The organism is Corallococcus macrosporus DSM 14697 (assembly GCF_002305895.1).
Classification (GTDB): domain Bacteria; phylum Myxococcota; class Myxococcia; order Myxococcales; family Myxococcaceae; genus Myxococcus; species Myxococcus macrosporus.
On record NZ_CP022203.1, the window covers coordinates 1,059,507 to 1,071,519 of the forward strand.

The 12,013-nt window shown below is 70.7% G+C and carries 7 protein-coding genes; 3 read left to right on the forward strand and 4 right to left on the reverse strand.

Annotated elements, in window-relative coordinates; all coding sequences use genetic code 11:
• Positions 1 to 59 precede the first annotated feature (59 nt).
• Complete coding sequence (locus tag MYMAC_RS04555; protein ID WP_095957187.1) at positions 60 to 1,550, forward strand: serine/threonine-protein kinase; 1,491 nt, start codon at positions 60 to 62, stop codon at positions 1,548 to 1,550.
• A gap of 33 nt (positions 1,551 to 1,583) precedes the next feature.
• On the opposite strand, the gene MYMAC_RS04560 is transcribed toward MYMAC_RS04555, so the two are convergent.
• Complete coding sequence (locus MYMAC_RS04560) at positions 1,584 to 2,120, reverse strand: FHA domain-containing protein (RefSeq protein WP_013935952.1); 537 nt, start codon at positions 2,118 to 2,120, stop codon at positions 1,584 to 1,586.
• 197 nt (positions 2,121 to 2,317) lie between these two features.
• On the opposite strand from MYMAC_RS04560, the gene MYMAC_RS04565 reads away from it, so the two are divergent.
• On the forward strand, positions 2,318 to 3,742 hold the full coding sequence (locus MYMAC_RS04565) for an alpha/beta hydrolase (RefSeq protein WP_095957188.1): 1,425 nt from the start codon (positions 2,318 to 2,320) through the stop codon (positions 3,740 to 3,742).
• Between the two features lie 8 nt (positions 3,743 to 3,750).
• On the opposite strand, the gene MYMAC_RS04570 is transcribed toward MYMAC_RS04565, so the two are convergent.
• A complete protein-coding gene (locus MYMAC_RS04570; RefSeq protein ID WP_204817388.1) occupies positions 3,751 to 4,602 on the reverse strand; it encodes an ATP-grasp domain-containing protein in 852 nt (283 codons plus the stop codon).
• A 299-nt stretch (positions 4,603 to 4,901) separates the two neighbouring features.
• Between MYMAC_RS04570 and MYMAC_RS04575 the strand changes: the two genes are divergently transcribed.
• Positions 4,902 to 9,401: a lamin tail domain-containing protein gene (locus MYMAC_RS04575; RefSeq protein ID WP_239989353.1), complete on the forward strand. Its 4,500-nt coding sequence runs from the start codon at positions 4,902 to 4,904 to the stop codon at positions 9,399 to 9,401.
• 222 nt (positions 9,402 to 9,623) lie between these two features.
• Here MYMAC_RS04575 and MYMAC_RS04580 read toward each other — a convergent pair whose 3' ends face one another.
• Together MYMAC_RS04580 and MYMAC_RS04585 are read right to left on the reverse strand one after the other, a co-directional pair.
• Positions 9,624 to 10,208 carry a TetR/AcrR family transcriptional regulator gene (locus MYMAC_RS04580; protein WP_239989354.1) on the reverse strand — a complete coding sequence of 195 codons (585 nt, stop codon included), beginning with the start codon at positions 10,206 to 10,208 and terminating at the stop codon, positions 9,624 to 9,626.
• Positions 10,209 to 10,283: 75 nt separating this feature from the next.
• Positions 10,284 to 11,828 (reverse strand): metallophosphoesterase, encoded by a 1,545-nt coding sequence (locus MYMAC_RS04585; protein WP_095957191.1) that lies wholly within the window; start codon positions 11,826 to 11,828, stop codon positions 10,284 to 10,286.
• Positions 11,829 to 12,013: the final 185 nt, after the last annotated feature.

A 12,013-nucleotide genomic window follows, 5' to 3' on the forward strand; every position in this document is an offset into this window, starting at 1 on the left:
AAGACAGAGTGTTGATCCAGGGTTGCTGTTTGCCTGGGACGTGGAAATTTCTTCTCACCATGGGCTCCGATGACGCCTTCATGCAGACCGTGCCGTCCCGTGCCGAGGCCCCCATGAGTGACGCGGGGCCCAGCGCCAATGACGGGCTCCAGGAGGGCTCCACGCTGGGGAACTACCAGTTGGAGCAGCTCCTCGGGGAGGGCTCCATGGGCCGGGTGTTCCAGGCGCGGCACACGCGGCTGGGGCGCCAGGTGGCGCTCAAGGTGCTGCGGCCGGAGCACGCTCGGGACGGCGGCTTCGTGCAGCGCTTCTTCCAGGAGGCGCGCACCGTCAATCAAATCAACCACGAGCACATCGTGGAGATTTTCGACTTCGTCGACGAGAGCGCGACGGGCGGGCACGTCTACTGCGTGATGGAGCTGCTGCGGGGCCAGAGCCTGAGCGCGCTGGCGCAGGCGGAGCCGCTGACGCTGGCGCGCATCCAGCGCTTCGTGGTGCAGGTGTGCGCGGCGCTCGGCGCGGCCCACCAGGTGGGCGTGGTGCACCGCGACGTGAAGCCGGACAACCTCTTCGTCATCCACCGGGCGGGCCAGCCGGACTTCGTGAAGGTGCTGGACTTCGGCGTGGCGAAGCTGCTCACCGCCGAGGGGGGCACCACCGGGACGGTGGACGGCACCATCATCGGGACGCCCGCGTACATGGCGCCGGAGCAGGCCGCGGGCCTGCCGGTGGACGCGCGCTCGGACATCTACGCGGTGGGCAACGTCCTGTACGAGCTCATCGCCGGCAAGCCGCCCTTCCAGGCGCCGGCCTTCGGCCACCTGGTGGTGCAGATCATCACCCAGCCGCCGCCGCCGCTGCCCTCGCACCTGCCGTCGGGCGAGGCCGTGCCGCCGCAGCTCGCGGCGCTGGTGATGCGCTGCCTGTCGAAGGAGCCCGAGGCCCGGCCGCAGAGCCTGGCGGAGGTGACGACGGCGCTCCTGCTGTTGCCCGCGTCCGCGGAGGCGCTGACGCCCGCGGACGTGGCGCTGGAGGCCTCCGAGCGGCCCACGCAGCGGGTGCCGGTGACGGGGCGTTGGCACCGCCGGGCCGTGCTGTCGGTGGGCACCGCGGCGCTGGTGGTGGTGGCCGCGGTGGTGACCTGGTCCGGCATGCGGCCGGAGCCCGCGCCCGCGGTGGCCCAGGGGGCGGCGCCCGCCGAGGCCCCGGCTCCGCCCGTGGGCGCGGCCACCGCGACGCCCCAGCGCCATCCGCCCGTCACGCTCACCGTGCGCTCCTTCCCGGAGGGGGCGCAGGTGCTGCGCCTGGACACGGGCGAGCTGCTGGGGGTGACGCCGCTGGTGAAGCAGGTGGCCGGAGAGGGCGCGCCGCTGAAGCTGCGCGTGGAGCTGGCCGGGTATGCCCCGCTGGAGCGGATGGTGGACCTGGACACGCACGCGGAGCTGGAGGTGCCGCTGGTGAAGGCGCTGCCGTCGCCCCGGCAGCCCCCGGCGGCGGGGACGCAGCGCGCGTCGGGCAAGAAGAGCCGGGCGCGCGCCGTCACGCCGTAGGTGGCCCCGCCCGGGAGGCGGGGCCGTGCGGGCTCAGCGTGGCGCCGCCGTCTGCGCCAGCACCTGCGCGGCGATGCGGCCAATGCGCTCGTTGAAGTCCTCCGCCTCGTGGAAGGTGAGGCGCACGTCGCCCACGAGGAGCTGGACGCCGGGCTGGAGCACGGTGGGGTGCTCCGGCTCCAGCGCCGCGCCGCCCAGCGTCACCGGACGGGACGCTGCCGCGCGCGTCACCTCCCAGCGGCCCTCCAGGGTGGGGGCCAGGTGGAGCTGTTCGCGGGACACGGTGGCGTCATTGACGACCAGCGCGTTGTTCGAAGCACGGCCCAGCCGCAGCGGGCCGCCGTCCGTCTGCCCCACCAGCTCGAAGCACAGGGCGTCTCCGGCGGGCAGGCAGTCCCGCAGGTCCGTCAGCGGCAGCCGCGTGGCGGCGATGTTGCCCTCCACGACTTCGGGGACATTCCACGCGCCCGCCTCCCACACCAGCCACGGGTGTGGGTACTTGGCGCGAAACTTCTCCTTGAGAGCCATGTGCTGCCGCACGAGCAGCGAGAGCAGCAGAGCGCGAGCCATGCGGGTTGAATAACCTTCCTCCGCCGCCGTGGCCCGACAAGGCGCACGGAAGGGAACACGGGTGTCCACGAATGGCCAGATGCGGGGTGGGAGGGCCCCACTCGCGCCTGTGCCGACCCCTGTAGTACACCCGCGCGCGCCTCCTGTCGCAGGTTCCCTGCCCTGGCGAGGCAACCCCCCGCCTCCTGGAAGATTCGATGCGCCGTCTGCTCGCTGCCGTGTTCTGCGTCGCCGCCGTGCTGGCGGCCTGTGACGACGACTCCACGCCGCCTCCCGCGTCGCCGCCTCCCCACACGGAGACGTACCCGGACGCCGGCACGCGCCCGGACGCGGGGACGCAGGAGCCCTGGGCCTGCCAGCGCTCCACGACGGTGCACAACGCGCCCCTGTCGCTGCTGACCGGGCTGCAGTTGGAGATGAGCCGCGCCACGTCGCCCCGGCAGCGCACGGAGGCCATCGACCGCTTCGTGGCGCAGGTGGAGGCGCAGGGCGGCAGGCCCCTGGTGAGTGACGCCCAGGCGGGCCGGCCCCGCGTGGCCTTCTTCGTGCGGGGCGAGGCCGGCCGGGACACCTTCATCGCCGGTGACTTCAACGGCTGGTCCGCCACGGCCACGCCGCTGGTGCAGGTGCGGGACACGGACCTGTACGTGGCGGAGGTGGAGGTGCCGCGCACCGGGCCGCAGCCGTACAAGCTGGTGAAGGGCGGCGAGTTCGTCGCCGACCCGGGCGCGCGTCACGTGGCGTGGGACAACCTCAACCGCTACGACGTGGGGCAGTTCAACTCGCTCGTCTACCCCGGGCTCCAGGACGCCGCGAAGGGCCGCCTCACCGCGTGGTACGGCGTGCCCGCCACGGCGCTGGGCGACGCGCGTGACGTCTTCGTCTACACGCCGGCGGCGTATGACGGGCCGGAGTGCCCGGCCCTGCCGGTGATGTACCTCCACGACGGCAACGAGAGCCTGACGCGCGAGTCCTTCGCGGAGGCGGCGGATTCACACTACGCGGCGCGGCCGCGGGACGCCGCGGTGCTCGTCTTCATCGCGCTGCCGGACCAGGCCGTGCGCCTGGCGCAGTACACCTTCCCGCCCGCCCGGGCGCCGGAGTGGCCCACGCCGCGCGGGGATGACTACCTGGCCTTCATCCGCGACGACCTGATGCCGCGCGTGGAGGCGGCCTGGCGGGTGAAGACGGGGCCGCGGGAGACGGGCATCGCCGGCGCGTCCCTGGGCGGCCTCATGTCCGTCTACGCGGGCTTCCAGATGCCGGAGACGTTCGGCTTCGTGGGCACCCAGTCCGGCACGCTGTTCTGGCCGCACGACGGCGAGGTGGACCGCGACGACGGCAACGCCATGGTGGTCCGCGCGGGCCAGGAGCCGGTGGTGCCGGTGCGCTTCTACGTGGACCATGGCTCGCCCGTGGCGGGCTGCACGCGGGACGGGGAGGAGGGCGGCGACGACTGCCAGTCCAACCTCCAGTTCGTGGAGGCGCTGCGCGGCCGCGGCTACAGCGTGGCCCACTGGAACGAGCCCGGCGCCGAGCACGACTGGTTCTTCTGGAAGCGGCGCCTGCCGAAGCTGCTGTGCAGCTTCCGCAACGCGGACCCGGCGGTGTGCGGCCTGTAGCCGGGGCCTCACAGCTTCGCGGCGATGGCGCGGGCCAGCCGGTCCGCGGCCCCCGCGTCCAGCGACAGGAACAGGCGCGGCTCGGTGGCCTCCAGCTCCTGGAGGCGTGAGCGGCCCGCGTTGTCGGTGGCCACGTCCACGCGCGCGTAGAGCAGGGGCCGCCCCACCGCCTCCAGCACGGACTCCGCCAGCCGCAGCTCGGCCGCGTCGTCGGGCGTGAAGGCCACGGGCTCGGAGAAGCCGCGCGGCGCGTCCAGCAGCGTGGGGGGCCGACGCACCGCGTGGCTGAAGACGCCGTCGAAGAAGACGTAGCTACGCTCGCCCTCCGTTTCGAAGGCGGTGAGGTAGGGCTGCACCATGATGTCGCCCTCGCGGGTCAGCTCGGCCAGCCGGGCGGTGGCGGCGTGCGCCTCCGCGCGGGGGAAGACGTGCGTCTTGAGCGCGCCCGCGGACACGGCGGGCTTGAGCACCACCGCGTCCCAGCCCTGCTTGCCCGCCAGCTCGCCCACATCCAGCGTGTCGCCCCGGCTCACCCAGGTGGTGGGCGTCACGCGGACGCCCTTCTGCTCCAGTTCGTGCAGGTAGTGCTTGTGCGTGTTCCAGCGCAGCACGGGCGCGGGATTGTGGAGCTGCGTGAGGCGGCCCACCTTGTCCGCCCAGGCGACGAAGGCGTCGCGGCGCAGGTGGCTGTCCCAGGTGTTGCGCACCAGGGCCAGCCGCACCGCCTTCCAGTCCACGGCCGGGTCATCCCAGACGACGGGGCGCGCATCCACGCCCAGGGCCGCGAGCGCGGGCAGCAGCGACGCGTCGTACGCGTCGAGTTGAGGCAATGCGTCATAGGTGAGGACGGCGACGTCCACGGTGCGGACTCCCGGTGATGTTGAAGCGTGCAGCGGCTTGTAGCGCGTGCGGCGCCCGCGCGCAGGGCCCTCGCGGTGCGTCAGGCGCGGGGTGCGGGCCAGGCCGACAGGTAGGCATTGAACGCCCCGTACTTGAGGTGAGGCGGGCGGCGTACTCCACGGCACACTCGCGCGTGCGGAACGCTCGGGAACTGGACCTGAGCGGTCAGGTGTCGCTGAAATGTTTCAAGGGGTACGCTCTTCGCGTGCCAAGGACCTGTCACCTTCCCTCCGGCCGGCTCGGCCGGGAGACCCACGAGATGCGAATGTCCCCACGTCTATTACTCGCCGCGCTAGGCGCGGTCCTCCTCTTCCATGCCGGATGTGGCGGCGATGAGCCCGGTTGTGAGGGAGCGGACTGCAACCCGCAGGCGGTCTGCGGCAACAACGTCGTCGAGCAGGGCGAGCAGTGTGACGACGGCAACCGGACCAACGGCGACGGCTGCGAGAGCGACTGTACGTCGACGCCCGCGCCGGCCCCGGTATGTGGCAACGGCAAGCTGGAAGGCGACGAAATCTGTGACGACGGCAACACCGAGGACGGTGATGGCTGTCAGGCGAACTGCACGACGACGCTGACCCAGTGCCCCGCGGCGAACGCGCCCGCGCTCCCCGACGGCGCCACCTGCGCGGTGACGCAGGCCGGCTCCGCGGCGCGCCTCTTCACGGGCGTGGTGCTGAAGGACGGCGAGACGCTGGTGGGCGGCCAGGTGCTGGTGGACGCGCAGGGCATCATCCAGTGCGCCGCCTGTGACTGCTCCGCCGCGGCGGGCGCCGCCGAGGCCACGCAGGTGTCCTGCCCCGGTGGTGTCATCTCCCCGGGCCTGGTGAACCCGCACGAGCACATCACGTATCCGATGGAGCCGTACGTCGGCACCGAGGAGCGCTACGAGCACCGCCACGAGTGGCGCACCGGCCGCAACGGCCACACGCGCATCAACAGCCCGGCGGCCAGCGCCGCCGACAACGTCCGCTGGGGCGAGCTGCGGCAGATGATGGCCGGCGCCACCACCCTGGCGGGCGCGGGCGGCCAGGCCGGTCTGCTGCGCAACGTGGACGTGAACAACACCGCGCTCCAGGAGGGCCTGGGCGAGGGCGTGGTGGACTCCGACACCTTCCCGTTGGGGGACACCAACGGCAACATGATTGCCTCGGGCTGTGGCTACGGCTCGCTGCCGAACTCGGATTCGCTGCCGCGCTCGGCCGCGTACCTGCCGCACGTCTCCGAGGGCATCTCCGCGGCGGCGCACAACGAGTTCATCTGCCTGTCCACGGGCACGAACAACGTGATGCAGCCGCGCACCGCCGTCATCCACGGCATCGGCCTGACGGCGAAGGAAATCCACCTGATGGCGCAGAACGGCACCGGCCTCATCTGGTCGCCGCGCTCGAACATCTCGCTGTACGGCGACACGGCCATGGTGTCGGCCTACAAGAATCAGGGCGTCACCATCGCGCTGGGCACCGACTGGCTGCGCTCCGGCTCCATGAACCTGCTGCGCGAGCTGCAGTGCGCGGACTACCTCAACAGCACGCACTACGCGCGGACCTTCAGTGACCAGGACCTGTGGCGCATGGTGACGTCGAACGCGTCCGACCTGGTGGACACGTTCGAGAAGACGGGCCGCATCGCCGAGGGCAAGGTGGCCGACCTGGCCATCTTCCAGCTCCGCGCCTTCGCCAACTCGCCGCACCGCGCGGTCATCACCGCGAACCCCGAGCACGTGGTGCTCACGATGCGCGGCGGCAAGGCGCTCTACGGTGACCAGGCGCTGATGGCCGGGCTCCGTGGCGAGGACACCTGCGACACGCTGGACGTGTGCGGCGCCTCGAAGGAAGTGTGCCTCCAGTCCGAGATTGGCAAGAACCTGGAGGCGCTGACCTCGGGCGCCACGCACAAGTACCCGCTGTTCGCGTGCGGTACGCCGGAGAACGAGCCGACGTGCTCGCCCCGCCGCGCCTCGCTGGACTCGCGCTGGCCGGCCGTCGTGAACAGCTCCACCAGCTACACGGGTGAGATTCGTGACGCGGACAAGGACGGCGACGGCGTGGTGGACACCATCGACAACTGCCCCGCCATCTTCAACCCCGTCCGCCCCATGGACAATGGCAAGCAGGCGGACTCGGATGCGGATGGGATTGGCGACGCGTGCGACTCCTGCCCGCTGGAGGCGGGGGAGGCCTGCACGACGTTCACCGTGGGCGACGACGACCACGACGGCATCGCGACGTGGCTGGACAACTGCCCGTTCGTGGCCAACCCGGACCAGGCGGACGCGGATGGCGACGGCAAGGGTGATACGTGTGACGCGTGCGCCGACGTCCCGAACCCGGGCGACCTGGGCTGCCCCGCGACCATCCACGCGCTGAAGACGCCCGTGGACGGCAGCCTGCCGCTCCTGGGCAAGCCGGTGTCCATCCCCGACGTCGTCGTCACCGGCGTGGTGAAGGGTGGCGCGAGCTCCCTGGGCTACTGGGTGCAGACGTATCCGCTGCCCTCGGGCACGAGCGTGGACAACTCCGGTCTCTACGTGTACGCGCCCAAGGGTGACCTGGCGGTGGGTGATCGTATCGACATCAACACGGGCGTGCTGGTGCTCTACTTCGGCCTGCCCGAGCTGACCGAGGTCAAGTACGTCAAGCGCAGCTCCGGCAACGAGGTGCCCGCGCCGGTGGTGGTGACGACGGAAGACATCCGCACCGGTGGCCTGCGCGCCTCCGCGCTGGAGGGCGTGCTCGTGGAGGTCCGCGACGTGGCGGTCAACACGGCGGTGGACGAGTTCGGCCAGTTCCTGGTGAACGAGGCGGGTGATGCCGGCCAGCCGGGCCTGATGATTGACGACCAGGCCTACGCCTTCCCGGTGCCGTCCATCGGCACGCGCTTCGGCGCGCTGCGCGGCGTGCTGACGTACAACTTCAACGACTCCAAGCTGGTGCCGCGCTTCCAGGCGGACATGCCGCTGCCGCCGCCGTCGCTGACGGGCTTCGGTCCGGATGGCTACGCGCGCATGGGTGGCTCGGGGCCGGTGAACACGTTCCCGCAGGCGCTGACGCTGTCGCTGTCCTCCGCGTACGCGGAGGCGCTCGACGTCACCATCACCTCCTCCAACCCGGACGCGCTGAGCGTGCCGGACGGCCGCATCACCATCCCCGCGGGGCAGACGTCCGCGACGGTGCAGGTGGTGCCTGGGGCGCCCGCGCAGAGCGTGACGCTGACGGCGGACCTGGCGGGCTCCACGCAGACGGCCACCATCCGGGTGCTCGGTGCCGATGAGCAGCCCGAAATCATGGGCATCACCCCGGCCGACGTGACGATGGTGCCCGGTGGCGAGGTGGTCTTCACCGTGCAGCTCGACCGTCCGGCTCCCGCGAACGCCACCGTGGCGCTGAGCATGAACCCGGCGACGGGCTTCGGCGCCTTCGTTCCGGAGAGCGGCACGCTCACCGTGGCGGAGAACGCCACGGAGGCGGTGTTCTCCTTCATCGCGGACGCGGCGGCCACGGCCACCGAGCCCGGCACGGTGACGGCGAGCCTCGGGGCGACCAGCGCGAGCGCCACCGTGACGCTGGACCAGAGCGCGCCGCGCCTGACGGCGCTGTCGCCGTCCTCGGCGGTGACGATTCCGGCGGGTGGGACGCAGACGTTCACTGTCACGGTGGACCGTCCGGCGCCGCAGGACACGGCCGTGGAGCTGGTGGTGGTGCCGGAGGCCGGCGTGACGAACTACGGCACGGTGCCGGCCTCGGCCACGATTCCGGCGGGCGCCACGGAGGCGACCTTCACCTTCACGGCGGACGCGCAGGGTGAGGGCACGGGCACGGTGTACGCCATGCTGTACGGTGTCACCCGGACCACCGCGCTCACGGTGCTCCCGCCGCCGCCCGCGCTGAGCTCGCTGTCTCCGTCCTCCGCGGCGGTGCTGACGGGCCGGACCTTCACCTTCACGGTGACCCTGGACCGTCCGGCGCAGACGGATGAGACGGATGTGGCGCTGACCCTGGAGCCCGCGACGGGTGTCGGGTCCATTCCGGCCACGGTCCGGGTGGCCCGGGATTCGACGACGGCGACCTTCACCTTCACGGCCGACGAGGTCTCGAGCCCTGCCGAGGCGCTCCTCACGGCGAGCTTCGGCGGCGAGGTTCGGACCGCTCAGGTGTCCGTCATCCTGGCGGCGGAGGGCGGGCTCGTCATCAACGAGGTGGACTACGACATGGTCGGCGCGGGTGACTCGGTGGAGTTCGTGGAGATCTACAACAACTCCTCCACGCCCGCGTCGCTGAGCAGCGTGTTCCTGGTGTTCGTCAATGGCAACAACATGACCAGCTACCAGAAGATTGCCCTGGCGGAGGTCAACGGGGGCGTCCTGGGGCCTCGGGAGTACCTGGTCGTGGGCCCTGCCACCGTCGTTGAGCCGCTCGCGGGGCGTGCCGGTGTGCACACGCTGCAGCGGGGGACGACCGACTTCATCCAGAACGGTGCTCCGGACGGCGTGGCCCTGTACGACGAAGCCACGGATGCGCTGATTGACTCCCTCTCCTACGAGGGGCACGTGGTGGACGCCTCCATCGAAGGGACGGAGACGAAGTTCGACCTGCGTGAGGGGAGCGCGGACACGAAGGACCTGGCGGACAGCAACACCGCGCAGGGCTCGCTGTGCCGGGACGCGGACTCGACCGACACGGATGTGAACGTCGATGACTTCACCTTCACCACGACCGTCACCCCGGGCGCGGCGAACGTCATCACCGCGGCGCCGTAGTTGAATCGGGTAGCCGTCAGGCAGCAAGGGGGCGGGGCTGAAGTGTTGGCCCTGTCCCCGTGAGGTTCGGAACGGGCGGAACCCTGACTTGGGGTCCCGCCCGTTTCATTTGGGATGCCCTGTTTGGATGAGTCAGGAGCCGTGCACGGCCTTGGTTTGCCGCGCTTGAGAACAATCACAAGCGGGGACGAATGATGTCGGATGGGCTGGACGCTCTGCTGTCTACCCAGGTGTGGAGGGTGGCGCGATTCCAGCCGTCATCAACATGCTGAGCGCGGACACCGGCAGGTCGAAGTCCATGGAGGCGCGGAAGAGGTTCTGGTGCATGAGCACGCCCAGGAATCCGCCCAGCAGGCTGTGGGCCGTATGTCGCGCATCCACGTCCTGCCGGAACTCTCCCGTCCGCTGCCCGTGACGGATGATGTCCTCCAGCGTCGTCGCGTAGAGGTCCAGCTTGGCCCGGATGGCCTCCGCGACCTGGTCGTTTGAGTCGGCGGCCTCGGCCGCGAGCATCGCGAAGAAGATGCCGTATTCGCGGTGCTCGCGCAGGAGCAGGTGCGCTCGTTCGGAGATGGACTGGAACTGCTCTTGCGCGGAGAGCTCCTGGTAGTTCCCCAGCAGCCGGAACTCGCGGACGCAGCGCTGGTGCAACTCCTCAATCGCAGCCAGCAGCAGGTCTTCCTTGGTGGGGAAGTGCCAATACAGCGCTCCGGGCGTCATCCGGATGGCGCGGGATAAGTCCGCCATCGTCGTGGCGAGGAACCCCCGGCGCGCGAAGAGTTGAATGGCCGCTTCCAGAATGTCCATGCGCGTGCGCGCGGCACGCTCTTGTTTCAGCTCTCGCTGGGCAGGTTCCCTGGCCATACCCGGCGAATCTATGCATCACGCCAACAGTGTCACCCGGACAATCTCTGGCGGCGCTCCGACGCGCAGCGGCGGACCCCAGAAGCCTGTTCCCCGGCTGACATACAGATGCCGGTCTCCTTCATGAAACAGACCCGCGTCATGCTCCCAGATGGCGGAGACCGCCAGCGTGAATGGGAAGAACTGTCCCCCATGGGTGTGCCCGGAGAGCTGCAAGCCCATTCCCTGCTGTGCCGCCACCTTCCAGTTCGACGGCTGGTGCGCGAGCAGCACCGAGGCCCGGTCGGAGTCCCGCCCCGCTGTCGCCGCCGCCAGGTCGTACCCTTGCGCGAACCCCATCTTGCCTGCTGACCAGTCGTCCACGCCCACCAGGTCGAACGACGCGGCCGCGTCACCAATGCGCACGTGGCGGTTGCGCAGCACGTGCACCCCCATGCCCTCCAGCGCCTCCGCCCAGGCCGCGTCGCTCCAGTAATACTCGTGGTTTCCCGTGACGAAGTAGGTGCCGTGGCGCGACTTCAGCTCGGACAGCGCCGACACCGCCGGAGCCAGTGACGCGACGTGGCCGTCCACCAGGTCGCCCGTGATGCACGTCAGGTCCGGGCGCAGCGCGTTGCAGCGGCGCACCAGCTCATCCATGAACGGACGCCGGATGACCGGGCCCACGTGGATGTCACTCAGGTGGACGATGGTGAAGCCATCCAAGGCCTTGGGCAGACCCGGCAACTTCACCGCCACCTCGTTCACCACCGGCGGGTGGAAGGCGCTCCACATCCCGAAGCCCGTCACGCCACCCGAAGCCAGCACCGCTCCGCCGGCTGTCGCCCGAGCAAGGAAGCGGCGGCGCTCTACATTCACCGGAGCCGAGGCCGTGGCCTCGCCGGGGCCTGCCACCATCCCTACCGAGGCAGGGCCCACGGTCGTGCCACCGCTAGACGCTGTCGCGAACGCCACCGGAGCGGGAGCCGCAGCCGTGGCACCGCCAGTCGCCGTCACCACCGGGGCCGATTCGGCGTGCGCCGTCGCCGCGCTGTGCCCACCCGTCGCCAGAGCTCCCGAAGCCACCGACACGGACTCCGTTCCCGTCGCAGCCAGCTTGCCACCAGCCTGCACCGAGCCCGCTATCGCCTGTGCAGGTGACGTCGCCGCCCATGCGCCGCCAGCCTGTGCTGCGCTCTCCGTCACCTGCACATGCGACGCGGAAGCCGTTGCGCCAACGCTCCGCGCCTCCGCCGCCACCTCATCGCGCGAGCCCCGCAGCCGCGCGGCCACCTTGCGCACGACACCCATCACCCCCAGTGCGAGCAGCAGGTAGATGACCGCGCCCATCCACGTCCACACCGCCGTGGCCACGGCGAAGGTGGAGTCCATGGGCAGGAAGCGCGTCACGGACCACGACAGCACCAGCAGTGTGCCCAGCACCGTCATCAGGCCCGCGCCCACGCGCCGCCACGCGCGGTGCTCGGACGTGGCCGCGAAGAGGCGGCGGTACAAGTAGACGTGGACGGCCACCGTGACGAGGCCGGTGACGAGGGCGAAGAGCAGGAAGCGCGCGGTGTCCATGCAGTGCGCCATCCTGACCTTTGCGCAATGCGCTGCAATGCAATCCGCGTGAAGAAATGTGAACACCTCGTACACGGACAGCGCATCAATCCGCGCTCGGTGTTCGACGCTGGGGCAATCGCGACCCGAACCCGCGTCGCATGCGATTGCAGCATGCAGCCAGGAGAGCGCCTGAGCTGTTCTCG

Bases quoted from the DNA above. Each gene is read 5' to 3' on its own strand.
- MYMAC_RS04555 (WP_095957187.1), top strand. From the start codon at position 60: ATGGGCTCCGATGACGCCTTCATGCAGACCGTGCCGTCCCGTGCCGAG.
- MYMAC_RS04560 (WP_013935952.1), bottom strand. From the start codon at position 2,120: ATGGCTCGCGCTCTGCTGCTCTCGCTGCTCGTGCGGCAGCACATGGCT.
- MYMAC_RS04565 (WP_095957188.1), top strand. From the start codon at position 2,318: ATGCGCCGTCTGCTCGCTGCCGTGTTCTGCGTCGCCGCCGTGCTGGCG.
- MYMAC_RS04575 (WP_239989353.1), top strand. From the start codon at position 4,902: ATGCGAATGTCCCCACGTCTATTACTCGCCGCGCTAGGCGCGGTCCTC.
- MYMAC_RS04580 (WP_239989354.1), bottom strand. From the start codon at position 10,208: ATGGACATTCTGGAAGCGGCCATTCAACTCTTCGCGCGCCGGGGGTTC.
- MYMAC_RS04585 (WP_095957191.1), bottom strand. From the start codon at position 11,828: ATGGACACCGCGCGCTTCCTGCTCTTCGCCCTCGTCACCGGCCTCGTC.